Source organism: Pseudomonas fluorescens, assembly GCF_005938625.1.
GTDB lineage: Bacteria > Pseudomonadota > Gammaproteobacteria > Pseudomonadales > Pseudomonadaceae > Aquipseudomonas > Aquipseudomonas fluorescens_BD.
Genome location: NZ_VCNJ01000004.1, coordinates 25,558 through 49,717, shown reverse-complemented (window position 1 = coordinate 49,717; position 24,160 = coordinate 25,558). Strand labels below are relative to the sequence as shown.

Annotated in this window: 24 protein-coding genes and 2 pseudogenes; 10 read left to right on the top strand and 16 right to left on the bottom strand. The window is 58.9% G+C overall.

The window, feature by feature from the left end:
* The first annotated feature begins 182 nt into the window (after positions 1–182).
* The gene (locus FGA82_RS04390; protein WP_141126154.1) at positions 183–1,796 is read left to right on the top strand and encodes an inorganic phosphate transporter; all 1,614 of its coding nucleotides are present in this window, start codon (positions 183–185) and stop codon (positions 1,794–1,796) included.
* 120 nt (positions 1,797–1,916) lie between these two features.
* Here the strand turns inward: FGA82_RS04390 and FGA82_RS04380 are convergent, their stop codons facing one another.
* The gene (locus FGA82_RS04380) at positions 1,917–2,813 is read right to left on the bottom strand and encodes a LysR family transcriptional regulator (RefSeq protein WP_141126153.1); all 897 of its coding nucleotides are present in this window, start codon (positions 2,811–2,813) and stop codon (positions 1,917–1,919) included.
* 121 nt (positions 2,814–2,934) lie between these two features.
* Here FGA82_RS04380 and FGA82_RS04375 point away from each other — a divergent pair, with 121 nt between their 5' ends.
* Positions 2,935–3,693 carry an SDR family NAD(P)-dependent oxidoreductase gene (locus tag FGA82_RS04375; RefSeq protein ID WP_141126152.1) on the top strand — a complete coding sequence of 253 codons (759 nt, stop codon included), beginning with the start codon at positions 2,935–2,937 and terminating at the stop codon, positions 3,691–3,693.
* A gap of 118 nt (positions 3,694–3,811) precedes the next feature.
* Here FGA82_RS04375 and FGA82_RS04370 read toward each other — a convergent pair whose 3' ends face one another.
* A complete protein-coding gene (locus FGA82_RS04370; RefSeq protein WP_141126151.1) occupies positions 3,812–4,249 on the bottom strand; it encodes a multidrug/biocide efflux PACE transporter in 438 nt (145 codons plus the stop codon).
* Positions 4,250–4,338: 89 nt separating this feature from the next.
* On the opposite strand from FGA82_RS04370, the gene FGA82_RS04365 reads away from it, so the two are divergent.
* A complete protein-coding gene (locus FGA82_RS04365) occupies positions 4,339–5,193 on the top strand; it encodes a LysR family transcriptional regulator (RefSeq protein ID WP_141126150.1) in 855 nt (284 codons plus the stop codon).
* 229 nt (positions 5,194–5,422) lie between these two features.
* Here the strand turns inward: FGA82_RS04365 and FGA82_RS04360 are convergent, their stop codons facing one another.
* From FGA82_RS04360 to FGA82_RS04350, 3 genes are read right to left on the bottom strand one after another with little or no spacing between them, the layout of a single operon-like run.
* Positions 5,423–6,664, bottom strand: coding sequence for an RNA polymerase sigma factor (locus tag FGA82_RS04360; RefSeq protein WP_141126149.1), 1,242 nt, complete (start codon positions 6,662–6,664; stop codon positions 5,423–5,425).
* Positions 6,657–7,001, bottom strand: a complete 345-nt coding sequence (locus FGA82_RS04355) for a YciI family protein (protein ID WP_141126148.1) — start codon at positions 6,999–7,001, stop codon at positions 6,657–6,659. The genes FGA82_RS04360 and FGA82_RS04355 overlap by 8 nt, the downstream gene beginning before the upstream one ends.
* A 40-nt stretch (positions 7,002–7,041) precedes the next feature.
* A complete protein-coding gene (locus tag FGA82_RS04350) occupies positions 7,042–7,467 on the bottom strand; it encodes a YybH family protein (RefSeq protein WP_141126147.1) in 426 nt (141 codons plus the stop codon).
* Between the two features lie 141 nt (positions 7,468–7,608).
* Between FGA82_RS04350 and FGA82_RS04345 the strand changes: the two genes are divergently transcribed.
* Together FGA82_RS04345 and FGA82_RS04340 are read left to right on the top strand one after the other, a co-directional pair.
* Complete coding sequence (locus tag FGA82_RS04345; RefSeq protein WP_141126146.1) at positions 7,609–8,094, top strand: GNAT family N-acetyltransferase; 486 nt, start codon at positions 7,609–7,611, stop codon at positions 8,092–8,094.
* A gap of 18 nt (positions 8,095–8,112) precedes the next feature.
* On the top strand, positions 8,113–8,718 hold the full coding sequence (locus FGA82_RS04340) for a pyridoxamine 5'-phosphate oxidase family protein (RefSeq protein ID WP_141126145.1): 606 nt from the start codon (positions 8,113–8,115) through the stop codon (positions 8,716–8,718).
* A 148-nt stretch (positions 8,719–8,866) separates the two neighbouring features.
* On the opposite strand, the gene FGA82_RS04335 is transcribed toward FGA82_RS04340, so the two are convergent.
* The 3 genes from FGA82_RS04335 to FGA82_RS04325 form a co-directional block, all read right to left on the bottom strand.
* Complete coding sequence (locus FGA82_RS04335) at positions 8,867–9,355, bottom strand: GNAT family N-acetyltransferase (RefSeq protein ID WP_141126144.1); 489 nt, start codon at positions 9,353–9,355, stop codon at positions 8,867–8,869.
* A gap of 311 nt (positions 9,356–9,666) precedes the next feature.
* Positions 9,667–10,161 carry a GyrI-like domain-containing protein gene (locus tag FGA82_RS04330; protein WP_141126143.1) on the bottom strand — a complete coding sequence of 165 codons (495 nt, stop codon included), beginning with the start codon at positions 10,159–10,161 and terminating at the stop codon, positions 9,667–9,669.
* A gap of 68 nt (positions 10,162–10,229) precedes the next feature.
* On the bottom strand, positions 10,230–10,892 hold the full coding sequence (locus FGA82_RS04325; protein WP_141126142.1) for a LysE family translocator: 663 nt from the start codon (positions 10,890–10,892) through the stop codon (positions 10,230–10,232).
* Between the two features lie 139 nt (positions 10,893–11,031).
* Here FGA82_RS04325 and alaC point away from each other — a divergent pair, with 139 nt between their 5' ends.
* Positions 11,032–12,249: an alanine transaminase gene (gene alaC, locus FGA82_RS04320; RefSeq protein ID WP_141126141.1), complete on the top strand. Its 1,218-nt coding sequence runs from the start codon at positions 11,032–11,034 to the stop codon at positions 12,247–12,249.
* Between the two features lie 180 nt (positions 12,250–12,429).
* On the opposite strand, the gene FGA82_RS04315 is transcribed toward alaC, so the two are convergent.
* Together FGA82_RS04315 and FGA82_RS04310 are read right to left on the bottom strand one after the other, a co-directional pair.
* Positions 12,430–13,785, bottom strand: a complete 1,356-nt coding sequence (locus FGA82_RS04315) for a GntP family permease (RefSeq protein WP_141126140.1) — start codon at positions 13,783–13,785, stop codon at positions 12,430–12,432.
* A gap of 82 nt (positions 13,786–13,867) precedes the next feature.
* Positions 13,868–14,401, bottom strand: coding sequence for a gluconokinase (locus FGA82_RS04310; RefSeq protein ID WP_141126139.1), 534 nt, complete (start codon positions 14,399–14,401; stop codon positions 13,868–13,870).
* A 215-nt stretch (positions 14,402–14,616) separates the two neighbouring features.
* Between FGA82_RS04310 and FGA82_RS04305 the strand changes: the two genes are divergently transcribed.
* Positions 14,617–15,648 carry a LacI family DNA-binding transcriptional regulator gene (locus FGA82_RS04305; RefSeq protein ID WP_141126138.1) on the top strand — a complete coding sequence of 344 codons (1,032 nt, stop codon included), beginning with the start codon at positions 14,617–14,619 and terminating at the stop codon, positions 15,646–15,648.
* Positions 15,649–15,896: 248 nt separating this feature from the next.
* Here FGA82_RS04305 and FGA82_RS04295 read toward each other — a convergent pair whose 3' ends face one another.
* On the bottom strand, positions 15,897–16,769 hold the full coding sequence (locus FGA82_RS04295; protein ID WP_141126137.1) for a LysR family transcriptional regulator: 873 nt from the start codon (positions 16,767–16,769) through the stop codon (positions 15,897–15,899).
* Positions 16,770–16,891: 122 nt separating this feature from the next.
* On the opposite strand from FGA82_RS04295, the gene FGA82_RS04290 reads away from it, so the two are divergent.
* The 3 genes from FGA82_RS04290 (at position 16,892) to FGA82_RS04280 (ending at position 19,583) form a co-directional block, all read left to right on the top strand.
* Positions 16,892–17,332 carry a PACE efflux transporter gene (locus tag FGA82_RS04290; protein WP_141126136.1) on the top strand — a complete coding sequence of 147 codons (441 nt, stop codon included), beginning with the start codon at positions 16,892–16,894 and terminating at the stop codon, positions 17,330–17,332.
* 125 nt (positions 17,333–17,457) lie between these two features.
* Entirely contained in the window at positions 17,458–18,882 is a 1,425-nt protein-coding gene (locus FGA82_RS04285) for an MFS transporter (RefSeq protein WP_141126135.1), read from the top strand.
* 155 nt (positions 18,883–19,037) lie between these two features.
* A complete protein-coding gene (locus tag FGA82_RS04280) occupies positions 19,038–19,583 on the top strand; it encodes a hypothetical protein (protein ID WP_141126134.1) in 546 nt (181 codons plus the stop codon).
* A gap of 139 nt (positions 19,584–19,722) precedes the next feature.
* On the opposite strand, the pseudogene FGA82_RS32810 reads toward FGA82_RS04280, so the two are convergent.
* From FGA82_RS32810 to FGA82_RS04255, 5 genes and pseudogenes are all read right to left on the bottom strand, one after another.
* Positions 19,723–20,145: pseudogene (locus FGA82_RS32810) on the bottom strand (methyl-accepting chemotaxis protein); the annotation flags it as partial.
* A gap of 120 nt (positions 20,146–20,265) precedes the next feature.
* Positions 20,266–21,042, bottom strand: a pseudogene (locus FGA82_RS32805) (PAS domain-containing protein); the annotation flags it as partial.
* Between the two features lie 566 nt (positions 21,043–21,608).
* Positions 21,609–22,622, bottom strand: a complete 1,014-nt coding sequence (locus FGA82_RS04265) for an ABC transporter substrate-binding protein (protein ID WP_141126132.1) — start codon at positions 22,620–22,622, stop codon at positions 21,609–21,611.
* Positions 22,619–23,146 (bottom strand): sigma-70 family RNA polymerase sigma factor, encoded by a 528-nt coding sequence (locus FGA82_RS04260; RefSeq protein WP_141126131.1) that lies wholly within the window; start codon positions 23,144–23,146, stop codon positions 22,619–22,621. The genes FGA82_RS04265 and FGA82_RS04260 overlap by 4 nt, the downstream gene beginning before the upstream one ends.
* Positions 23,147–23,328: 182 nt before the next feature.
* Positions 23,329–24,120, bottom strand: coding sequence for a phosphate/phosphite/phosphonate ABC transporter substrate-binding protein (locus tag FGA82_RS04255; protein WP_141126130.1), 792 nt, complete (start codon positions 24,118–24,120; stop codon positions 23,329–23,331).
* Positions 24,121–24,160 lie beyond the last annotated feature (40 nt).

Sequence of the window (24,160 nt, the reverse complement as noted above, 5' to 3'; positions counted from 1 at the left end):
AGTGACGCTCTGCGTCACAGGGGCGCGGAGCGTCCCGGGCGTCATTCCCACGCAGAGCGTGGGAACGAGCAGAAGACCGACGGTTGGGCTAATCAGCCAAACACTGACATGGCGCAGTCTCTCTGTAACATTCTGCAACGATCATGGGCGACACTCCTTCCCTCGCTCAGGATTGTCCGCTCATGGCTACTCCCTCCCTGACCGCCAGCCCCACGTCCGCCGCCAATGGCAGGCCGGCCCTCGACAAGAAAACCGGTCCGTTCACCTACGTGATCTTTTTCGCCGTGCTGGCGATGGGGATGCTGTTCACCGCCTACAGCCTGATGCACGACATGCACGAACTCGGCACGGTCGTCACCACCTGGACGCCGTTCCTGCTGCTCGGCGTGGCGCTGCTGATTGCGCTGGGTTTCGAGTTCGTCAACGGCTTCCACGACACCGCCAATGCTGTCGCGACAGTGATCTACACCCACTCGCTGCCGCCGAATGTCGCGGTGGTCTGGTCGGGGTTCTTCAACTTTCTCGGCGTGCTGCTTTCGAGCGGTGCGGTGGCGTTCGGCATCATCGCCTTGCTGCCGGTAGAGCTGATCCTACAGGTCGGTTCGTCCGCCGGTTTCGCGATGATTTTCGCCCTGCTGATCGCGGCGATCCTGTGGAACCTCGGCACTTGGTGGTTGGGTTTGCCGGCGTCGTCTTCGCACACGCTGATCGGCTCGATCATCGGCGTTGGTGTGGCCAATGCCTTGATGCACGGCCGCGACGGCACCAGCGGTGTCGACTGGGCGCAGGCGACCAAGATCGGTTACGCGTTGTTGCTGTCGCCACTGGTGGGCTTCGGCTGTGCGGCGCTGTTGCTGCTGGCGCTGCGGGCGTTCGTGAAGAATCGTTCGCTGTACAAGGCACCGGAAGGCAACACCCCGCCGCCATGGTGGATTCGCGGGTTGCTGATTCTGACCTGCACCGGTGTGTCCTTCGCCCACGGTTCCAACGACGGGCAGAAAGGCATGGGCCTGATCATGTTGATTCTGGTCGGCACGCTGCCGATGGCGTACGCCTTGAACCGGACCATGCCGGAAGAACAGTCGCTGCAATTTGCCGCTGTGGCGCAAGTCACCCAGCAAGCGCTGGTGAAAAGTGCGCCGCTGCCGACGCCGGCCGATCCGCGTGCAGTGCTCTCCGATTACGTGCGCAGCAAGGAAGCCACGCCGCAACTGATCCCCGCCCTCGCCGCACTCACCGGGCACATCGGCGAAGAAGTCAGGGGCTACGGCTCGCTGGCGAAAGTCCCGGCCGAGGCCATGGGCAACGTACGTAATGACATGTACCTGGCCAGCGAAAGCATTCGCCTGATGGACAAAAACAAGGTCGGCAATTTCGATGCCGACACCAGCAGCAAACTGCAACTGTTCAAGCAGCAGATCGACAACGCCACGCGGTTTATTCCGCTGTGGGTGAAGATTGCCGTGGCCATCGCGCTGGGGTTGGGCACCATGGTTGGCTGGAAACGAATTGTGGTGACGGTCGGCGAGAAGATCGGCAAGACCCACCTGACGTATGCGCAGGGTGCCTCGGCGGAAACCGTGGCGATGCTGACCATTGGTGCGGCAGACATGTTTGGTTTGCCGGTGTCGACGACGCATGTGTTGTCGTCGGGTGTGGCGGGGACGATGGTTGCCAACGGTGGCGGGTTGCAGATGAAGACCATCCGTAATCTGCTGATGGCGTGGGTGCTGACACTGCCGGCCGCCATTCTGCTGTCGGGCAGCCTCTACTGGCTGTTCACCCAGATTTTCTAACCCCCCACAAATCCCCTGTAGGAGCTGCCGAAGGCTGCGATCTTTTGATCTTGTTTTTAAAAAGCAAAATCAAAAGATCGCAGCCTTCGGCAGCTCCTACATTTGGATGTGTGGTGTTGGTTAGAGCGCGGAGCGAATCAGATCGCCGAGCCAGTCCATAAACACCCGCACCCGCAACGGCAAATGCCGTTGCCGGGCATACAACAATGAAATGCCCATCGCCGGCGCGGTGAATTGCGGCAACACCGTCACCAGTTCGCCGTTTTCCAGATGCGGCTGCATGCCGGTACGCGGCACCTGCGTCAGACCGAAGCCGCCGAGGCACGCCGACTCGTAAGCGTCAGTGCTGTTGACAGTAATGCTGCCTGCCATCGGCAAGCGTTTCACCTGACCGCCCTCCTCGTACACAAACCCTTCCGAACGCGAACCCAATACGCCGACGTAATGCACCAGCCGATGCTGCGCCAAATCCTCCAGCGTCTGCGGCACGCCATAGCGCGCGAGGTAGGCGGGGCTGGCGCAGTTGACCATAGGAAAGTCACCGAGATGTCGCTCGACCACCGATTGATCCGGTTGCGCGCCAATCCTCACCACGCAATCGAAGCCTTCGCTGAGCAAGTCGACGCGGCGATCGGTGCTGCTGATTTCCAGCTCCAGATTCGGATGGCGATCCATGAACTGCGGCAGGCGCGGCATGACCAGTCGTCGCGCGAGAATGTTCGGCAGGTCGACACGAATACGCCCCGTCAGCGAGGCCTCGTCCTGGCGAAACAAGCCCTCGATCTCATCCATATGCGAGAGCAGATCCTTGCTGCGCTCGTACAACACCAGACCGTCCTGCGTCGCCTGCACCTTGCGTGTGGTGCGTTGCAGCAGGCGCGTGCCGACTAACGCTTCCAGCGCCTGCACATGTTCCGACACGGTGGAGCGCGGCAGCCCGAGATTTTCCCCAGCGAGGGTGAAACTCGACAGTTCGCTGACCCGCACGAAGGTGCGCAGCAGTTCCAGTTTGTTCATGAGGCACCTGTGGATTGTTCGTCTGAGCCGATCAGTGATTCCGGTTTGGCTCTGTTTATCACCTCACAGCGGATAAATAAACTGAGTCCCATCACCACTCACCGCAATCGAGGAAGCCTTCATGAATCGCAAAATCGCATTGATCACCGGCGCCAGTCGTGGCCTGGGCAAAAACGCCGCCCTGCACCTCGCCGCTCAGGGCATCGACATCATCGGCACTTACCACAGCCGTGCTGATGAAGCTCAGGCGCTGGTCGTGGAACTGGAAAAGCTCGGCGCCAAAGCCGTGATGCTGCAATTGGACGTTGGCCGCAGCGAAAGCTTTGCTGAATTTGGTACGAAGGTTGAGCAAGCGTTACTGCAAACTTTCGACCGCCAGCGCTTCGATTTCCTGATCAACAACGCTGGGGTCGGCCTGCACGTCAGTTTCGCCGAGACCAGCGTCGAGCAATTCGACATGTTGATGAACGTGCATTTCAAAGGGCCGTTCTTTCTGACTCAGCAGCTTTTGCCAGTGATTAATGACGGCGGCCGGATCATCAATATTTCTAGCGGGCTCGCGCGCTTCACCATCCCGGGCGCTAGTGCTTATGCGGCGATGAAAGGCGCGATCGAAGTGCTGACCCGTTATCAGGCGAAAGAGTTGGGCGCACGGCAAATTGCCGTGAATACCCTGGCGCCCGGTGCGATTGAAACCGACTTTGGTGGCGGCACCGTTCGCGACAATGCGGCGGTGAATGCGATGGTCGCCGACAACACCGCGCTGGGTCGCGCCGGTCAGCCGGATGATATTGGCGGAGCGCTGGCGTTGTTGCTGTCGCCGGGGGCGCAGTGGATCAACGGCCAACGGGTTGAAGCCTCTGGCGGCATGTTCCTCTAACCAACGCTGAAACACCTTCCCTTGCAGGAGCTGCCGCAGGCTGCGATCTTTTGATCTTGTCTCTAAAAACAAAATCAAAAGATCGCAGTCTTCGGCAGCTCCTACACGGGGATCAGGGTTAATTCTGGCAGGCGTTGCGGGTCATGAAGCGCTCGCGCAGTACGTCGTAGCCCCAGTGATAGACATAGGTGTACGGCAGGAAAAACAGCAGCACACCGATGTCGAGCAAAAACGCCTGCCACAGGCTGACCGACAGCCACCAGGCAATCAGCGGCACGCCCATCACGATCAAGCCCCCCTCGAACAGCAACGCGTGCACCACGCGCACCCAAGCGTTGTGCGCAACACTCATGCGCTCAAGGATACGGTCGAAGAAGCGGTTGAACACCACGTTCCAACCCAGCGCCAACAGGGCGATCATCACGGTCACCGCGCCCATTTCAAGCATCGGTTTTTGCATGATCCACGCCAGCAACGGTGTGCAGATGAGGATGGCCAGCAATTCGAAACCGATGGCCTGGAAAATACGTTCAGAGATGGATTTGTGGGCAGTCATGGCCTGACTCCTTGAGTGAAGATGGTTGCCATGATCTATGCTCGCGCCGATACTTCATAACCAATAACCATCGATCAAGGCGATAGTTGATGATTTCGCAAGAAGTGCTGCTGGCGTTTGTGCAGGCGGCCACGCAAGGATCGTTTTCGGCGGCGGCGCGCAAGTTGGGGCGCAGTCAGTCGACCATCAGCGCGGCGGTGGCCAGCCTCGAGATCGATCTGGATCTGCTGTTGTTTGATCGCAGCAGTCGCAAACCGACGCTGACCCCGGCCGGGCATGTGATGCTGCAACGTGCCGAAGCGATTCTGGCGGCCAGCAGTCGCCTGGAAATGACCGCACGGCAGTTGTCCCAAGGCGTCGAGCCGAAACTGACGGTGGCGATTTCCGATACCTATCAGTCGTACCGATTCGAAGCGGCGTTGGTCGGGTTTGAACAGCGTTATCCGGATCTGGAACTGGAGTGTTTGATCGCCGAATGCGATGACTTGATTGAACTGGTGCAGCGTGGTCGCGCGCATCTGGCGTTCGCTGAAATGCAGGAAAACTATCCGGCGGATCTGGCGACGTCGACGGTGGCCGAGCGTACCGAAATCGCCCTGTTCGTCAATCGCGACCATGCACTGGCCAAGCTTGATCACGTTGATCAGCAGATCCTCGAGCAGCATCGCGAATTGCGTCTGGCGACCATAGTCAATCCGTATGACAGCCGTGGCAAAGGTCGGGTGTGGTCGGCACCGAGTTATCTGATGTTGCTGGAAATGGCCGAGAAAGGTTTTGGCTGGGCACCGTTGCCGCGTTGGCTGGCGCAGCGCTTTGGCAACAATTTACTGGTGGAGTTGAAGGTGCGCGGCTGGCCGAAACCGGTGTTTGTCGATGCCTTGTGGTCGCGGCTGTATCCGCCGGGGCCGGCGGGGAGCTGGTTGTTGAGCAAGATGCTGGAATAGCGGTTGAAGATCGAGCCACCCTCACCCCAGCCCTCTCCCGGAGGGAGAGGGGGCCGACCGAGGTGTCTTGCGTCAGACATCGACCTGAAAGACCGAGTCGATTATGGATTCATTGCTGCGGTATATAGGGTCGTGAAATTTGGTTCGGTCACGGATTCACTGCTGAGCCTTCAGGTCGGCGTATTTCTACAGCATCCCCCAATCGGTCCCCTCTCCCCCTGGGAGAGGGCTAGGGTGAGGGCAATTCCAGCGCCGAAAGTCGCCCTTCAATAAACCGCCGCTCCGGCTCTTGTCGGGTCAGCTCCAAGGCTCGCAAATACGCCGCCCGAGCCTCCTCCACCCTGCCCAACTGCCGACAAAACTCCGCCCGCGCTGAATGCGCCAAGTGATAATCCTGCAACTCGCCCCGCGCCAAAATCCCTTCAATCAGATTCAACCCTGCCAACGCGCCATCACGCTTGGCCACCGCCACTGCCCGATTCAACTCGATCACCGGCGAAGGCACCGCGCGCAACAGCACGTCATACAAACCAACGATCTGCTCCCAATCCGTCTCCCCCGCCGACGGCGCCTCAGCATGAACCGCCGCAATCGCCGCCTGCAAACAATACGGCCCAAACCGCCGCGTGGTCAGCGCACGCTCGACCAACGCACAACCTTCAGCAATCAACCCGGCATCCCACTGAGATCGATCCTGATCATCCAGCAGCACCAGTTCACCACTCGGCGAAGTGCGCGCCGCCCGTCGCGATTCGTGCAACAGCATCATCGCCAATAGCCCCATCACTTCCGGCTCCGGCAGCAACTCCATCAACAGCCGCCCCAGCCTGATCGCCTCACGCGTCAGATCTTCACGGGTCAACTCAGCCCCGCCCGACGCCGAATACCCTTCGTTGAACACCAGATAAATCACCCGCAACACGCTGTCGAGGCGTTCAGGCAATTCGCTCAGGCTCGGTACTTGATAAGGGATTTTCGCATCACGGATCTTGGCCTTCGCCCTCACGATGCGTTGGGCAATCGCCGCTGGCGCGCAGAGAAATGCACGGGCGATTTCCTCGGTGGTCAGATCGCAGACTTCGCGCAAGGTCAGCGGTACTTGCGCATCCGCCGCCAGCGCCGGGTGACAACAGGTGAAGATCAGCCGCAGGCGATCATCTTCCACGTCTTCACCGCTCCAGTCGGCCTGTTCCAGTTCTTCTAGTTGCGCCAGCAGCAATGGCTGTGAAGCCTTGAAGCGAGCACGCCGGCGCAACACATCAATCGCCTTGAAGCGCCCGGTGGACACCAGCCAAGTGCGCGGGTTGTCGGGCACGCCGTCGCGTTGCCAGCGTTCGACCGCGACGAAGAACGCCTCGTGCAAGGCTTCTTCGGCGAGGTCGAAATCACCGAGCAGGCGAATCAGCGTTGCCAGAATCCGCCGCGAGTCTTCGCGATAGACCTGCTCGACCCGCGCCCTGACCTCAGACATTCAACTGCCGCACCGGGCGCACTTCAACGCTGCCCACCCGCGCCGCCGGAATGTTGCCGGCGACCTGGAGCGCTTCGTTGAGGTCCTTGGCGTCGATCAGGTAAAAGCCGGCCAGTTGCTCCTTGGTTTCGGCAAACGGGCCGTCGGTGATCGACAGTTTGCCGTTGCGCATACGCACCGTGGTGGCGGTCTGCACTGACTCCAGCGCCTCGGCGGCAACCATCCGCCCACTGCCTTGAATCGACTCGGCGTAGGCCCAGCACTCGGCGTCTTCCGGGCTGTCGGGCGACGAATGCAGCAGTTGTTCATCGCTGTAGACCAGGCATAAATACTTCATGGCGTTCTCCTGAAGCGGACGGTTCAACTATGGCTGAAGATCAGGGGGTCACATCGAACAGGGTCGCGCCGCTCATCGGATCGAACGGCGCCGACCAGTGTTCATGGGCGATTTTCCACGCCCCGCCGACCTGCCGGTAGCAAGCGGTGACGCGCATCCAGCAGCTCTGGGTTTCGCCTTTGTCATTGGTGCCGCCGCAATTGGCTACCCAGTGGGCGAAGGCGATGTTGTCAGCGCTTTCGATGGCGATCTCATGGAACTCGAAGATGTGCGGTCCGGGGCACATTTGCATGCACTCGACCCAGTGCGCGCGGTAGGCGGGCTTGCCCTTGAATTGCAAGGCCTTGATTGCGTCGAAAGAGACGATGTCGTCGGCGTACAACGCCATGACTTTCTCCACGTCCTTGGTCATGACGGCTTCGCGGTAGGTGTTGATCAGGGTCTGGATTTCAGCTTGTGCGCTCATGGTGTTCTCCATGGTTTTTGTTGTGAAGACACCTTTAGTCGTTCGGCAAACAGGCAGATCGACAGTCGAAACAAAAAATTTCCACTGCGGCCAAAATCGCTAGAATCCGAGGCTCATCTTTGTAGGAAAAAGGAAATTCCCGTGTCAGCCCAACTCGTGCCGTACGACAGCCTGAACGCCTTGCAGCGTCAGCAAGTCGAGGCGATTGAAATCCATGCCGAGCAGATCAAGTTCTCCGGTGATATCCATGGCGCTTTGCACACTCTGCTGTCGAAACCCGGCCCGGGCGTGAAAGGTTTTGCCTTGTTGGCGGATGACGTGCCGGTGGCGTTTCTGCTGCTCAAACGCCCGCCAGTGTTGCCGGCCTGGGCTGATGAGCACAGCGCCACCTTGCATGCATTGCAGGTTGATCACCGGGCGCAGGGCAAGGGTTTCGGCAAGGCGTGTCTGCAAGCGTTGCCCGAAGTCGCGCGTCAGGCCTGGCCGGAGATCAAAGGACTGGAATTGTCGGTGGACGCGGATAACGACGCAGCCATCGCGCTGTACGCCAAGCACGGCTACGTCGACAGCGGCGAAGCGTACAAGGGCCGGATCGGTTACGAACGGCGCATGGGGTTGTTTTTCTAAGTCATCGAGGGAAACACGATGATCGATTCAATCGAAGCACTGGAGGCGATTTACGGACTGCCCCACGAGCGGGCGGTGCGCAAGCAGATCGGTTTTCTCAACGAGGATTATCAGGCGATGGTGCGGGTTTCGCCGCTGGTGATCGTCAGCTCGGTGGGCGCCGATGGCCTCGACAATTCGCCGCGCGGCGATGCGCCGGGGTTTGTGCGGATCATTGATGAGCGCACGCTGGCCCTGCCGGATCGCCCCGGTAACAACCGCATCGATACCTTGCGCAATGTGCTGCAGGATTCGCGGGTGTCGCTGCTGTTCATCATTCCGGGGATTGGCGAGACGTTGCGGGTCAATGGCACGGCGACGATCAGCGCGGAGCCGCAGTTGTTGGAGAGTTTTGCGGTGAATGGCAAACCGGCGAAAACGGTGTTGCTGGTGACAGTGGCGGCGGCGTTCTTTCATTGTTCAAAAGCGTTTGTACGCTCGGATGCGTGGAACCCGCAAACCCACCTGCCGCGCTCGGCCCTGCCCTCTGCTGGCGCGTTTCATAAGCGCTTGAATGACGGCCAGTTCGATGCCGAAACCTACGACCGTGAAGCGCCGAAACGGGTAAGTGACACCCTCTACTGACACAACACGGCCCCTTGGAATGATCGTTCCCACGCTCTGCGTGGGAATGCCTCTTGTGACGCTCTGCGTCACGATTTTGGGACGCAGAGCGTCCCCGGCTGCATTCCCACGCGGAGCATGGGAACGATCATTGGCAGGAAGACATGGGTCAGAGGGTCAGGATCATCTCGTGCCACGCCATGCCGCCGTGATCCGACTCCGACGGTTTGATATAGGCAAAGCCAAACCCGGCATACAACGGGATGTGCTTTTCCTTGCACATCAAATGAATGGTCGCTTTATCCATCCCGCGCATACGCTCGATAAACTCGCCCATCAAACGCTTGGCCAAACCCTGCCCCTGATAATCCGGGTGCACCACCACCGACATGATCACTACGTTCGGCCCTTTCGGGTCATGGCCGATCAGCTCCTTGAACGCCTCGTCCGACATTTGCACATCAAACGCCGCGCCGGAATTGACGAAGCCTGCGACCTCACCGCCCACCTCGGCAACGATAAAACCTTCCGGCCAAGTGGCAATGCGCGTGGCGATCTTCTCGCGAGTAGCCGCTTCGTCACCTTCGTAGGCGACGGTTTCGATGGCGTAGCAGCGGTCCAGATCGGCGGCGGTGACGTTGCGGATAACGGTGTTCATGGCAGCTCGGAAATCAGCAGAAGAAAGAGCTGAAAGCATAAAGGAATAAGGCCTGCATATCGATGCGCACGGGCGGCGTAAAGCCTGCGTATAAGCGCTTTTCTTCGGGGTCGGGGCGGGCTATTTCTCAGGGGTGTCTCTGATCACCCTTGGGGGAAGCAACTTATGAGCAGCGTTCAGATCGGTCTGTTGATGGTATTGGGCATCAGTACTTTCGGCTTCATCACGCTGGCGGTCGACCTGCTGCGCACGCGGCGTAAACAGCGTTGAAACCATGCGGCGGATCATTGATCAGCCGCATGGTTGTCTGCTCAAACCTTGGTATCGACCGGCACGCAGATTTCCAGTTTGCCGGTGTGCAGCTTCGGATTGAAATCGGCACTGTAGCGTTCCAGCTCCGGGGCGTTGAGCTCCACGTAATGAGAGGTCGGCAGCCAGGTTTTGTAGATGTATTGCAGGGTTTGCGGCAACTCATCGAGTGGCCCTTGGTGTTCAAACACCGCGTAGTGCCGGGGCAGGACTTCGACCCACTGGTAGACCTTCTGGTCGAGATCATCGAGCTTGCTGATTTCTACCCCGGCGATGTAATCGAAACCACCCTTGCCGTCGAAGTTACTGCAGACGCCGTAGGTCACCTCGTTTTTTTGCCCCGGTATCTTTCCCAGGTTCGGCAAGAACTTTTCCCACAGAGCCGGGATGTCCTTTGCGCTGTCTTGGGTAAATCGACCGCGAAAACCTGCAATCAGCAGGAAGTGTCCATGTTCGAAGCGAGGTTCAGCCACTTCGACGCTTTTTTGCTCATCCATGACTCGACTCCTGGCACAAAAAAAGGGGTTCGGCTGGGAGTATAGAAAGCCCAATCCAATTCGCACGCCTACAACGCGTGCAACTGCTCGACGGCAGCAGAACCGACGAATTCGTTATAGCCAGATACGATCACGTACACCGCGAAATAGCAGAAGATCGCTGCAGATGCCATGTAGGAGTAACGCAGAAGCTTGTCACCGAGCAGCTTGCCGCCATGACTCGCGGCGAAGCACAAACCGGCCGACCACAGCAGCCCGGCGCAAAGGAAACCGCCAAGGAACAGCGCCGAACTGAGCGGGCCACCACCGCCGGAGCGCGCGATCAACGTGCCGCCAACCGCCGCGAACCAGAGAATCGCACTCGGCGACGACATGGCCAGAAAAATCCCCCGGAAAAACTCCTTGCGATGGGAGTTGTGCCCCACTTCCGCCGTCTCGGCCAGCAACGCTTCGTGATGGATCGCCGAGTAGATCATCTTCGCCGCGAAATAAATCAGCAGCGCCGAACCACCAATCCACAACACCCAGCGCACGGTCTCGTACTGCAACAGAACCGTCATCCCGGCCAGCGCCAGCACCGCATAAATCAGGTCGCCGACACAGGTGCCGAGGCCCAGCGCGAAGCCCTGAAAGTAACCGCGCTGCATCGCCAATGTGATCATCGCGATGTTGGCCACGCCGATATCCAGGCACAGCGAAAGGCTCAGCAAGAAGCCGCTGGTGAATTCCATCTACCGATTTCCTTGGGCAAATATGTTTGAAAAACGCGCTGGACAGTATGCCATCACAGCCCTTATCTTCCGCCACAGGTCACCGCAGTGACCAGCGTCGCTCGGACGGTTCCGGGCGCTTACGTTATCCGAGGCAACAATGGCTGAACAAGGTTCGCCGCGCCGCTTTGCGCGCATAGATCGACTCCCCCCTTACGTTTTCAACATCACCGCCGAGCTGAAGATGGCCGCGCGTCGTCGTGGTGAAGACATCATCGACTTGAGCATGGGCAACCCCGACGGGGCTACGCCGCCGCACATTGTCGAAAAGCTCGTACAAGTTGCCCAACGCGAAGACACCCACGGTTACTCCACTTCCAAGGGCATTCCGCGCCTGCGCCGGGCGATTTCCAACTGGTACAAGCAGCGCTACGAGGTCGATATCGACCCGGAAAGCGAAGCGATTGTCACCATCGGTTCCAAGGAAGGCCTGGCGCATTTGATGCTGGCGACCCTGGATCAGGGCGACACCGTGCTGGTGCCGAACCCGAGCTACCCGATTCACATCTACGGTGCGGTGATTGCCGGCGCCCAGGTGCGTTCGGTGCCGCTGGTGCCGGGCGTGGACTTCTTCGATGAGCTTGAACGGGCCATTCGCGGTTCGATCCCGAAGCCGAAAATGATGATCCTCGGCTTCCCGTCGAACCCGACCGCGCAGTGCGTGGAGCTGGATTTCTTCGAGCGGGTAATCGCCCTCGCCAAGCAGTACGATGTGCTGGTGATTCACGATCTGGCTTACGCCGATATCGTCTACGACGGCTGGAAAGCCCCGTCGATCATGCAAGTGCCGGGGGCCAAGGACATCGCCGTGGAATTTTTCACCCTGTCCAAGAGCTACAACATGGCCGGCTGGCGCATCGGTTTCATGGTCGGTAACCCGGAACTGGTCAACGCGCTGGCGCGGATCAAGAGCTACCACGACTACGGCACCTTCACCCCACTGCAAGTGGCGGCGATTGCTGCGCTGGAAGGCGATCAGCAATGCGTGCGGGATATCGCCGAGCAGTATCGCCAGCGTCGTAATGTGCTGGTCAAAGGCCTGCATGAACTGGGCTGGATGGTCGAAAATCCGAAGGCGTCGATGTATGTCTGGGCGAAGATCCCTGAGGCCTATGCGCATCTGGGTTCGCTGGAGTTCGCCAAGAAACTGCTGGCCGAGGCCAAAGTCTGCGTCTCGCCGGGGGTGGGGTTTGGTGAGTATGGCGACGATCACGTGCGCTTCGCGCTGATCGAAAACCAGGACCGCATTCGTCAGGCTGTACGCGGGATTCGCGGGATGTTCCGGGCGGATGGCTTAGTCCCGAAATCCGGTAACTGACACCTGCCCCCTGTGGGAGCGAGCTTGCTCGCGAAGGCGTCGTGTCAGCTACATCAGTGCTGACTGACCCACCGCTTTCGCGAGCAAGCTCGCTCTCACATTGGTTGTGTGTTCAGCCGTGATATCTCCAACCACAAAAAAACCGCATCGCTGCGGTTTTTTTGTGCCTGAAAGAGGCGCTTAAACGAACAGCGACAACAGAAGGATAAAGCCCAACGCAACCACCGACAGGATGGTTTCCATCGCCGTCCAGGTCTTGAACGTCTCGGCCACGGTCATGTTGAAGTACTGCTTCACCAGCCAGAAACCAGCGTCATTCACGTGCGACAGAATCAACGAACCGGCACCAGTCGCCAGCACCAGCAACTCACGGTTAACACCCGGGATCATCCCCACCACTGGCACCACAATGCCCGCGCCGGTAATGGTCGCCACAGTCGCCGAACCGGTGGCGATACGAATCACCGCTGCCACCAGCCACGCCAGCAGGATCGGCGAGATCTGTGCGCTGACCGCCATGTGGCCAATCACGTCGCCTACACCGCTGGTGACCAGCATCTGCTTGAAGCCACCGCCAGCACCGATGATCAGGATGATCGCCGCGGTTGGCGCCAGGCTTGCGTCGAGCCACTTGAGCATTTGCTGGGAACCGATGCCCTGCTTGTGCCCGAAAGTGTACAGCGACAGCAGCAACGCCAGCAGCAGCGCGGAGATCGGGTGACCGATCATGTCCATCCAGGTGCGGAAGAAGTGACCGTCCGGCAACGCCACGTCAGCGAAGGTTTTCAGCAGCATCAGGAACACCGGCAGCAGCACGGTGATCAGGGTGATGGTGAAGCTCGGCAGCTTGGCCGAGTCGTCGTTTTCGCGGGCCAGTTGATCGACCAGTTCCTGATTCGGGTGACCCGGAATGTGCTTGGCGATGAAGGTACCGAAGATCGGACCGGCAATGATCGCGGTTGGCAGCGCCACGATCAGACCATAAAGAATGGTCTTGCCGATGTCCGCGCCGAACACGCCGATGGCCAGCAGCGGCCCCGGGTGCGGTGGCACCAGACCGTGCACGGCGGACAGGCCGGCGAGCAGCGGGATACCGATCTTGATGATCGACACGCCGGTGCGACGCGCAACGATGAACACCAGCGGAATCAGCAGCACGAAGCCGATTTCGAAGAACAGCGGAATGCCCACCAAAAACGCGGCGAACATCATTGCCCACTGGACTTTGTCCTTGCCGAACGCACGGATCAGGGTCTGGGCAATCTGATCTGCCCCGCCCGATTCAGCCATCATTTTGCCGAGCATGGTGCCCAGCGCGAGGATGATGCCGACGAAACCGAGCACGCCACCGAAGCCGTCCTGGAACGCTTTGATGATGGTGCCGATCGGCATGCCGGAGGTCAGACCGAGGAACGCGGCAGCGATGGTCAGGGAAATGAACGGGTGCAGCTTGAACTTGGTGATCAGGACAATCAGTCCGATCACGGTGACCACTGCATCAAGCAGCAGAAACGCGTCGTGGGACATGCCAAACATTGGGGGTGTCTCCTGGATTGTTGTTGTTATTAAAGCGGGTTAAACAGAAGTCGGGAGGACAGCGCTAGCTCTTTCAACACACTCATACCGCCTGTTTCAGACCGTTGGCCTGCCACCAGACATGAGCCTGGGACGCCAGTTCTTCAACGCTGTGGATCGAGGCATTCAGGGCCAACGTCAACGGCTCGCCCTTGGGCGACTCGAGGGTGGCGAACTGGCTTTCGATCAACGTGGCCGGCATGAAGTGGCCCGGACGATGGGACACACGCTCAGCGGCGACTTCAGGGGTCAATTCAAGAAACACGAAACCCAGGCCCGGCAAGGCACTGCGCAACACTTCGCGATAAGTGTGTTTAAGGGCCGAGCAGGTCAGCACCGGGCGTTCGCCCAGCGCGTCGACGCGACGCAGTTCATCGCACAGGCTGTCGAGCCAGCCGGCGCGGTCGTCGTCGTTCAGGGGGATCCCCGCGCTCATCTTTTCGATGTTCGCGGCCGGATGGAAAGTATCGCCTTCAATGGCAGTGGCGCCGCTCAATTGGCACAGGGCCTCGCTGACGCACGTCTTGCCGCAACCGGCAACGCCCATGATGACCAGGGCGGTGATGGGATGACTCATATAACACCTCAGCGCGCAGACAGCGCTACCTTTGCTAGCTATGACTCTAGTGCACAGGCAGAAGTTGCCGACGCCTTCTTGTCGTTTTTTTGGGTTGCAGCAGGTTTGTTCCCAACGCCAAAAAGCGAAGATCAGGCAGGACCTCGCTTACGCATTTACAGCTGCATCAGGACAGCGCTACCTTAGTGCCTTGATTTTTGTTTGGCAAGCCGTCGATGACCACCCCTAAAAACGATAAAAACACTCGCACCACCGGCCGTCCCACCCTGAATGAAGTTGCCCGCCTGGCCGGTGTCAGCCCGATTACCGCTTCCCGCGCCTTGCGTGGGGTCAGCACGGTCGCCACCGAACTGGTGGAAAAAGTGCAGAAAGCAGCCAGTGAGCTCAACTACGTAGTGAACCCTGCTGCCCGTGCGTTGGCCTCGGCGCAGAGCCATTCGGTGGTGGTTCTGGTGCCTTCGTTATCCAACTTGCTGTTCATCGATACGCTGGAAGCCATTCATCGGGTGCTGACGCCCAAAGGCTTTGAAGTGCTGATCGGCAACTTCCACTACTCGCGCGATGAAGAAGAAAACCTGCTGCGCAACTACATGGCCTATCAGCCGCGCGGCTTCTTGCTGACCGGGTTTGACCGCACGGAAAGTTCGCGGCGAATGATCGAGGCGAGCAACATTCCCTGCGTGTACATGATGGAACTGGACAGTGCTGCCGGGGTGAATTGCGTCGGCTTCTCGCAGCTCAGTGCTGGTGAAACGGCGGCCGAGCATTTGCTCTCCCGTGGACGCAAGCGTCTGGCTTACATTGGCGCGCAGCTCGATCAGCGCACGTTGTTGCGCGGTGAAGGTTTCCGCAAAGCGTTGCAGAAGGCCGGGCGTTATGACCCGGATCTGGAAGTGCTGACGCCTCGCGCTTCGTCGGTGGGCTTGGGCGGGGAACTGTTTATGCAATTGCTGGCGGCGCATCCGGACGTTGATGCAATCTTTTTTGGTAACGACGATTTGGCGCAGGGAGCGTTGCTGGAAGCACTGCGCCACGGCATCAAGATTCCCGAACAGGTGGCGATTCTCGGTTTCAACGACTTGCCGATGTCCGAGCACATGGTGCCGCGCCTGAGCAGCATCAACACCCCGCGTGAAGCAATTGGCCGACGGGCGGCGGAGCAGATGCTGACGTTGATGGCGGGTAACAGCGTGGCACGTCCGGTTGAAGACATGGGCTTCGAACTGAAGATTCGTGAAAGCACCTGACGCTGTCGCCCCCCCGTAGGAGCTGCCGAAGGCTGCGATCTTTTGATTTTGCTCTTAAAAACAAGATCAAAAGATCGCAGCCTTCGGCAGCTCCTACAATTTTATGTGGTGCTCACATATGCTGAGTTGAAACACAATCCCTGTAGGAGTGAGCCTGCTCGCGATAGCGGTGTGTCAGGCGATGCATGTGTTGAATGACTCACTGCTATCGCGAGCAGGCTCACTCCTACAGAGGTTTTGTGTTGAGCTCAGTGGCTGAGCAAGTCAACGAGGGCCAGTGCGCCTTTCTGTAGCGGCTGGCTCTTGAGCCACACCGCATGCACCGGCATCACCAAACCATTTTCGATGTTGCGGAAATTCAGCCGTTTCAGCCGTCCGCTGTCCAGTCGCGACTGCACCACCGACAGCGGGAAATTACCCCAACCCAATCCCGCCTCAACCATCTCCATCGCTGTCTCAAGACTGTCGGTGCGCCAATACGACTCCGCCACCAACGGTCGCGTTTCACTGATCGGCAAGTCGCGACTGGCGACGATGATCTGCCGCACATGCACCAGGTCTTCGAGAAACAGATCCTGCCCCTGCAACAGCGGGCTGTCCGCCGCCAGCGTAGCGATCATCCGCTCGCTGCCGACAAACTGAAAACGCTCCAGCACATTCATGCTCAGCCCGGCGAACGCCAGACACACGCTGACCCGGCCACTGTGCAACATCGCCAGCACGTCATCTTGCGGCGCGGTCAGCACCTCGATATCGAGCAGCGGATGGCGCTCGGCGATCACCTTGATTGCCGCCAGCAAACGGTGCCGGTCGATGTCCGCGACCACGCCGATCGACAACTTGCTCTCCAGCCCCAACGACAATTCCACGGCATGCACTTGCAATTGCTTGAGCTGCTCGGCAATCAGCCGCGCGTGCGGCACCAGTGACAGCGCCATCGCCGTCGGCTGTGGTTCGCGATGGCTGCGGTCGAACAGCAGATAACCGAGTTCGGCTTCAAGGTTGCCAATACCCATGCTGACGGCGGAAGGCACCCGACCTAACGCACGCGCCGCCGCCGAAAACGAGCCGCGTTCGATCACGGCAAGAAACAGCTCGATGCTGTCGCTGTTGAAATTCACCCTGAACACCTATCAATAGAACTGAAAGTAGCTGACTTTTTCTGTCAGCCCTATTGAAGCTATCTTTCGCCGCCTTCGCCAGTCCCACTGGCCAACAAACGGCAAGAAAGAGGCAAAATCCAATGCAAGGCGTCAAACGCAAACTGGTCTATGTGTCGCTCTACGAAGTGATCGGCATGACCTTCTCCGCCCTCGGTCTGGCGCTGTTATCCGGCACGTCACCGGGCAGCACCGGGCCGCTGGCGGTGATCATCACCACCATCGCCGTGACCTGGAACTTCATTTACACCTCGTTGTTCGAGCACTGGGAAAGCCGCCAGGTGTCGCGCACGCGCACGGTGAAACGCCGCATTGCTCACGCCGTCGGCTTTCAACTGACGCTGATCGTGTTCCTGATTCCGTTGATTGCCTGGTGGATGAACATCAGTCTGGTGCAGGCGTTTCTCCTGGATCTGGCGCTGATCATTTTCATCCCGTGCTACACGTTTGCTTTCAACTGGCTGTTTGACCGGATCTTCGGGCTGCCAACCTCCGCACTGCCGGATTCGGCAGCGGCGGCATAAATCGTTAATTCGTAAGTGGATATTGCTGAAAATCAGCGGTTTACCCGGTTAAACCGCCGATATTCACAATCCGTGAACTCCGATAGCAGGCTAAGCTTTTCCATCAATAAAAAATGGATCAGCCCATGACTGCTCATGCCCCCGCCGCCGCGCACAGCGACGGCATCGACCCGATACGCGCCGCCCAAGTGTCCGCCCGCATCGATCGCCTTCCGGCGGTCGCGACGATCTGGCGCTTGGTGGCGCTGCTGTCGATCGGTGGTTTCTTCGAACTCTACGATCTGTTTCAGACCGCCTACATCAGCCCCGGGCTGATCCGCGATGGCATCTTTGCCACTGGTAATCAGGGCGTGTTCGGTTTCTCCGATCAAGCGGCGTTTGCTTCGGCGACGTTCCTCGGTCTGTTCCTCGGTGCCAGCCTGCTCAGCCCGTTGGCCGATCGTTTTGGTCGTCGCGCGATCTTCACCTTCGCCCTGGTCTGGTACACGGTGGCGACGGTGTTGATGGGGATTCAGAGTTCAGCGCTGGGCATCATTTGCATGCGTTTTCTGGTTGGCATCGGTTTGGGTATCGAGCTGGTGACCATCGACGCTTACCTCTCGGAACTGGTGCCCAAACGCATGCGCAGTTCGGCATTTGCTTTTGCGTTTTTCGTGCAGTTCCTGTCGGTGCCAGCGGTGGCGCTGATGTCGTGGTGGCTGGTGCCGCAAGCGCCGTTCGGGGTGTCCGGCTGGCGCTGGGTGGTGTTGGCCAGCGCAGTGTTTGCGCTGTTTATCTGGTGGCTGCGCAAGCGTCTGCCGGAATCGCCGCGCTGGCTCGCGCAGCATGGCCGCTTTGATGAAGCCAAGCGGATTCTCGATGGCATCGAAGCACGCTGCGAGAAGGATCACGGTAAACCGCTGGATACGCCGGAAACCGTTCCGGTCGACGTCGAAGGCAAGGGCCGTTTTGCCGATATCTGGCAGCCGCCGTACCGTCGTCGCGCGTTGATGCTGATTGTCTTCCACATTTTCCAGGCCATCGGTTTCTTCGGTTTCGGCAACTGGCTGCCGGCGCTGCTCTCCGGCCAAGGCGTCAGCGTCACCCACAGTTTGATGTACGCGTTCATCATCACCCTCGCCTACCCGCTCGGGCCGCTGCTGTTCGTGAAGTTCGCCAACCGTTTCGAGAACAAGTGGCAAATCGTCGGTTCGGCCCTCGGTGCGATGACCTTCGGCACCTTGTTCGCCCTGCAGACCAGTGCCTTCGGGCTGATCTTCTGCGGAGTGATGATCACGTTCTGCAACGCCTGGCTGAGCTTCAGTTACCACTCGTATCAGAGCGAACTGTTCCCGACCAACATCCGCGCCCGTGCCGTCGGCTTCTGTTATTCGTTCAGTCGTTTGTCGACGGTGTTCAGCAGTTTGTTGATCGGGATGTTCCTGGATAATTTCGGCACGCCGGGAGTGTTGGCATTCATCGTCAGCAGCATGCTGATCGTGATGCTGACCATCGGCTGGTTCGGCCCGCGCACGCGCAATCTGGCACTGGAGAACATTGCCCATCGCTGACGGGCGCAACGGTCATCCTCTGCCGCTTATCGGCAAGGGATGACCGCTACGCAGACCTTATCAATGATCAACCTATTGAAATAAAAGGACTTACTCAGAAGGCACGGTAATTGCTCTACTACGCCAGTCAGCAATTACCTACAGGCCTACACATCATGTTGATCAGTGCCAAACAACAGCAAATCATTCACCTGCCCAAAGCACTGAATGACGATGCCACCACAACGGCAGCGGCCGGTCTGCAAGGTGGCTTGCACGGCGCCATGCTGCAAACCCTGCAAAACCAGACCCAGGCGCAAACCGCTGAAGCCACTGCCAAGGTGCAGGATTCGGCCACGCAGATCGCCACCCAGCAAGTCAGCGAAGCCACACGCATCAGCGACAACGTCGACGAAGCCTTCGCCAAGACCCGCGTGAACCTGCAATCGACCGACGCCACCACCGCCTCGGCGAAATCCGCCACTGACGAATTCAAGGACTACATGAGCAAGACGCCGGAACAGCGTCTGCGCGACAGTATCCTGCAGTCGATGGGGCTGACCGAAGACGACATCAAAGCCATGCCACCAGAGAAACAACTGGCCATCGGCAAAGAGATCGCCGAGCGCTTGCAGGACAAGATGAAGCTGGCGCAGGCGGAGAAAGACAACGATGTGAAGGACAGCGACAAGCAGGCGGACAAGTTTCTCGCTGCACTCTGAGACCACGGATTCCTGGCTACCGCACGGTATCCCTGTAGGAGCTGCCGAAGGCTGCGATCTTTTGATCTTGCTTCCACCAACGAATCAAAAGATCGCAGCCTCGTTCCACTCGACAGCTCCTACAGGCCACTTTGTGGAATCAGTTCAGTTGCAGGGTTTCGCTGAACTGACTGATCGCATCCACCACATGCCGTGAGCCCTGCTGAATTTCCAGAATCACCTCCCCCGCCTCGTTCGCCAGCTCCACCCCAAGCCCGGTTCGGCTCAGACTTGATTGCATGCTCGACACCGCGCTCAGCGACAGGTCGTGGTTCTTGCGTACCACATCAACAATTTCCAGGGTCGCCTGACTGGTCCGCGCCGCGAGGCTGCGCACTTCGTCCGCAACCACCGCAAAGCCACGCCCATGCTCCCCGGCCCGCGCCGCTTCAATCGCAGCATTGAGCGCCAGCAGATTGGTCTGATCGGCAATGCCGCGAATGGTCTGGACGATGGTGCCGATGATGTCCGACTGTTTGCTCACCGCATCGATGCTCGCCGCTGCTTCGTTGAGGTCGCGGGAAATGTCCTGAATGATCTGCACGGTTTGCTGCACGACTTGTGAGCCTTTTTGCGCGCAGGCATCGTTTTGTACAGAGGTGCTGTGCGCCGATTCGGCAGCGTTCTGCAACGTGGTCATTTGATGGGTGATGTCGCTGGCGAACTTGACCACTTTGTACAAGCGGCCCTTGGCATCGAACAACGGGTTGTACGACGCTTCGAGGTAAACCATCTGTCCCGACTTGTTCTTGCGCTCGAAACGGTGCGAGTGATATTCGCCACGGTTGAGCGAGGCCCAGAACGCCTTGTACTGCGCAGACTCGGCTTCGGCACGGTGGCAGAACAGGCTGTGGTGATGGCCGACGATTTCGTTGAGCGAGTACTGCATGGTCTTGAGGAAGTTGTCGTTGGCGGTGATGACATTGCCTTCCGGGGTGAACTCAATCACCGCCATGGAGCGACTGATCGCCGCCAGCATGCTTTCTTCTTCGTGTTCTTTATTCACCCGAGCGGTGATGTCGGCAGCGACTTTGATCACGCTTCTGACTTGCTTGTCCGGGCCATACACCGGCATGTAACTGGCTTCGAGCCAGACTTCCCTGCCGGCCTTGTTCAAACGCAGAAACGTCCCGCTGATCGGCTCACCGCGAGCCAGGTCGCGCCACAGTTTTGCGTATTCCTCACTGCGGTAAAACGCCTCTTCACAAAAGATCCGGTGATGTTTGCCGCGCACTTCATCGGCGCTGTAGCCCATGGTCTTGCAGAAGTTTTCATTGGCATCGATAACGATGCCGTCAGGGCTGAACTCGATCATGGCCATCGAACGGCTGATCGCAGCCAACTTCGCGTTGGCCTCGGTCAGGGCGCAGCTGAAGCGCTCGATTTCCTGCAGGTCAGCCTTGTGATGTAGGTTGAACATGGTTGTATCACCTTCCGCGCGGACTTTTGATTTGATGAAAGTTCAGTTCTTTCACGATCCACCACTACGTTCCACAGAACAGGCACACGCATTCCTCCACGGGAGGAAGTTGTCAGGTGATAAATGATGATCAATCGGAGAGTCCATGCAGCGACGCTCTAATCAAGACATCCTTCTCTTGATAGCCCGCACGCGGGCCAGCCCTAACGCGTTGAAGAACTTCCATGTAAGCGACGCTCCTTGTTGGTTCAGTGTCGGTGCCTTGGGTTGCGCACTCTGGCAGCATGAATTCACGGACCAACGATGTGTTTCAGCCATGTTTTGACATGACGGTCGACATAGTTAGTTACAGGAAGCATAGCCAGCGGGAAGCCTTGCGCAAGGCCACTAGTCGGCCAGTATCTGGCACTTTTTGCACAAGAAACGGTTCAGCGCGGGGAGAATTGTTGGCGGGGCGGACGCTTTCGCGAGCAAGCTCGCTCCCACACTGGAATGCATTTCTCCTGTGAGAGCGAGCCTGCTCGCGAAGGCAAAAGTTGCAGCACTACAAAAACAACAGAAACGCCTTACAGACTTCCAGCCACTTTGGTCGCCACCTCCGCAGGTACCCAAGGCTTCCAGACTTGCGGCTGATCACGCAAGAACGCCTGCGCCACCAATCTCGGCTGCAAACGTTTTTCGCTCATCCCGGCCAAGGTCTGGTTCAGCAGATCAATCGGCAGATCGACCTTTTCAAAGAACGTCACCAACTCCGGATACTGCGCCTTGAACGGCGCCGACACGCCAATCGCCAGGCTTGCCGGCATCGACCGGGTGCCTTTGGGATTCGGGTTATTGGCATCGGCCAGAGTTTTCCAGGCCTCGGCATCGAACGGCGGCTCTTCCAGTTTGACCAGTTTGAAGCGGCCAAGCAGCGGCGTCGGTGACCAGTAGTAGAACAGCACCGGTTTACCGCGTTTGATCGACGACGCCACTTCGGCATCCAGTGCCGCGCCGGAACCGGTGCGGAAATTGACGAAGCTGTCGTTCAGCGCATAGGCCTTGAGCTTCTGGCTGTTGACGATCTCCGAGGTCCAGCCGGTCGGGCTGTTGAGGAAGCGTCCGCGCGACGGATCTTCCGGGTCGCGGAACACATCTTTGTAGCGCGGCAGATCGGCCACCGATTTCAACTCCGGCGCCAACGCTTTGATGCCCCGCTCGGGGTCGCCCTTGATCACATACTCCGGCACCCACCAGCCTTCGGTGGCGCCTTTGACCGTGTCGCCCAAACCGAACACCTTGCCTTCGGCGGCCGCTTTGATCCACGCCGGACTGCGCCCGGCCCATTCTTCGCCGATCACCTGGATATCGTTTTTCGCCAGTGCAGCCTCCAGGCTGACAGTGCTGCCGGGTAAAGTGTCAGTCGGGTAGCCGTAGCCTTTTTCAACGATCAGGCGCAGCACTTCGGTGATGAAACTGCCGCTTTCCCAAGTGATGTCGCCGAAGTGGATCGGCGCGGTTTTCTCCGCCGCCGAGACAGCGCCGACGCTAAGGCTCAGGGCCAACAACGACGTGCCGAGCAGGGTTTTGATCGATCTCATGCGGACCTCTTGTCTTGCAGGAATTGGTTGGCGCTGTGGCGATCGCACAGCGCTTGGGAACGGCTCATGTACACGCTGACCGAACGCTGGGAGATGCCCAGTTCGGCAGCGATTTGCGGGTAAGTCAGGCCGTCGATGCGGGCAAGCAGAAACGTCGTGCGGACCTTGTCGGGCAGGCGCTGCAAGCTGCAATCGAGGCGATTGAGGGTTTGCGAAAGCGTGACGAGGTCTTCAGGCGAGACGGCGTAATCGACATCAAGCTGCTGGCGATGACGACGCTCCAGATCACCGCGCCGCCAGCGTTGATAGAGCAGGCGCTGGGCGATGGTCGTCAGCAAGGCGCGGGGTTCGCGGATGGCTCTTAGCGCCGGGGCTTCGAGCAATTGCGCAAAGGTCTCGGCGGCAATGTCTTCGCTGCCAGCCGCGTCGTGCAGATGACCGCGCAGATAAGCACAGAGCCAGCGATAGTGGGCGCGAAACAGATCGTCCACGGTGTTGCGATGGGAAAGCTCGGCGCCGGACATAGGGGCTCCTTGATGAGGGGTCGCTGAATGTCCGGTGTTCCGGTGGCGCGATCGTAGCAAGGCGCCTTATTCTTTAATAATATTTAAATATCATTTTTATATTCGATTTATGAATAAAAGATCGCAACCTTCGTCAGCTCCTGCACCGAGCCCCTGTAGGAGCTGCCAGAGGCTGCGATCTTTTAGCGCAAGCGGCTATAGCCGAGTTCTTCAGCCTCGCGCTGATAATCGAGCAGGATCTGATAATCGCGCTCGCTCGCCGCAAGTACCTCAGGCAATCCCAAGGTCTGCACGACATCAGGGAGTTCACGCAGGGTTTCATTCATCACTTGGCGCAATGCCTCAACCTGCTCATCCGAAGCACTGGCGACAGTAATGAACGGCAGGGTCGGACTGAACGCGCTGCGCGCCACCACCCGCAAGCCGCAGACTTCTTCAGGTACATGCCGGGTGAGGTAGGCGTAGGTGACGCTATCAATAGCGGCCAGATCGCCAAGGTTTTCCCGCAACCAGCGCAGACTCTCGCGATGGCCGCCGCTGATGCCGACCGAGGCGAAGAATCGTCCGTCCTGATTCAGCGGCGCCAAGCGTTGACGCAGCAGGTTCATGCCGCTATTGGAGTCGTCACTGTTGATCACCCCGCGACTGCCGCGGAACTCCGCCAGGGTTGTGCGTGGGTCGTCAGCACGGCCGAGGATAAGGCTGCAATGATTGCCGGCGCTGGCGTTGGGGAGTTCGTAGCGAGGTCGGCCGACGATGCGCACTTGTCCGCGCAATGCAGTCATCAGCGGGTAGCCGCAGGTTTGCGTGAGCAGCAGATCGGGGGATAACCAGAGCTCGGGCAATGACAGGCCTTCAGCACTCAGGCGAGTGTGGCCAAGTTGCTCGAGAATGCGCGCAATCCAGCGCTCATTGGCCGCGCGGATTGGCTCGGGGGCGACGTACATCAGGAGTTCGGTGTGGTGTTGGGTCATACACATTTTCCCCGGGCTACAAATATCCAATGTGGCAGCG

Coding starts and splice junctions, on each gene's coding strand:
- FGA82_RS04390 (WP_141126154.1), top strand. CDS start 183: ATGGCTACTCCCTCCCTGACCGCCAGCCCCACGTCCGCCGCCAATGGC.
- FGA82_RS04380 (WP_141126153.1), bottom strand. CDS start 2,813: ATGAACAAACTGGAACTGCTGCGCACCTTCGTGCGGGTCAGCGAACTG.
- FGA82_RS04375 (WP_141126152.1), top strand. CDS start 2,935: ATGAATCGCAAAATCGCATTGATCACCGGCGCCAGTCGTGGCCTGGGC.
- FGA82_RS04370 (WP_141126151.1), bottom strand. CDS start 4,249: ATGACTGCCCACAAATCCATCTCTGAACGTATTTTCCAGGCCATCGGT.
- FGA82_RS04365 (WP_141126150.1), top strand. CDS start 4,339: ATGATTTCGCAAGAAGTGCTGCTGGCGTTTGTGCAGGCGGCCACGCAA.
- FGA82_RS04360 (WP_141126149.1), bottom strand. CDS start 6,664: ATGTCTGAGGTCAGGGCGCGGGTCGAGCAGGTCTATCGCGAAGACTCG.
- FGA82_RS04355 (WP_141126148.1), bottom strand. CDS start 7,001: ATGAAGTATTTATGCCTGGTCTACAGCGATGAACAACTGCTGCATTCG.
- FGA82_RS04350 (WP_141126147.1), bottom strand. CDS start 7,467: ATGAGCGCACAAGCTGAAATCCAGACCCTGATCAACACCTACCGCGAA.
- FGA82_RS04340 (WP_141126145.1), top strand. CDS start 8,113: ATGATCGATTCAATCGAAGCACTGGAGGCGATTTACGGACTGCCCCAC.
- FGA82_RS04335 (WP_141126144.1), bottom strand. CDS start 9,355: ATGAACACCGTTATCCGCAACGTCACCGCCGCCGATCTGGACCGCTGC.
- FGA82_RS04330 (WP_141126143.1), bottom strand. CDS start 10,161: ATGGATGAGCAAAAAAGCGTCGAAGTGGCTGAACCTCGCTTCGAACAT.
- FGA82_RS04325 (WP_141126142.1), bottom strand. CDS start 10,892: ATGGAATTCACCAGCGGCTTCTTGCTGAGCCTTTCGCTGTGCCTGGAT.
- alaC (WP_141126141.1), top strand. CDS start 11,032: ATGGCTGAACAAGGTTCGCCGCGCCGCTTTGCGCGCATAGATCGACTC.
- FGA82_RS04315 (WP_141126140.1), bottom strand. CDS start 13,785: ATGTTTGGCATGTCCCACGACGCGTTTCTGCTGCTTGATGCAGTGGTC.
- FGA82_RS04310 (WP_141126139.1), bottom strand. CDS start 14,401: ATGAGTCATCCCATCACCGCCCTGGTCATCATGGGCGTTGCCGGTTGC.
- FGA82_RS04305 (WP_141126138.1), top strand. CDS start 14,617: ATGACCACCCCTAAAAACGATAAAAACACTCGCACCACCGGCCGTCCC.
- FGA82_RS04290 (WP_141126136.1), top strand. CDS start 16,892: ATGCAAGGCGTCAAACGCAAACTGGTCTATGTGTCGCTCTACGAAGTG.
- FGA82_RS04285 (WP_141126135.1), top strand. CDS start 17,458: ATGACTGCTCATGCCCCCGCCGCCGCGCACAGCGACGGCATCGACCCG.
- FGA82_RS04280 (WP_141126134.1), top strand. CDS start 19,038: ATGTTGATCAGTGCCAAACAACAGCAAATCATTCACCTGCCCAAAGCA.
- FGA82_RS04265 (WP_141126132.1), bottom strand. CDS start 22,622: ATGAGATCGATCAAAACCCTGCTCGGCACGTCGTTGTTGGCCCTGAGC.
- FGA82_RS04260 (WP_141126131.1), bottom strand. CDS start 23,146: ATGTCCGGCGCCGAGCTTTCCCATCGCAACACCGTGGACGATCTGTTT.
- FGA82_RS04255 (WP_141126130.1), bottom strand. CDS start 24,120: ATGACCCAACACCACACCGAACTCCTGATGTACGTCGCCCCCGAGCCA.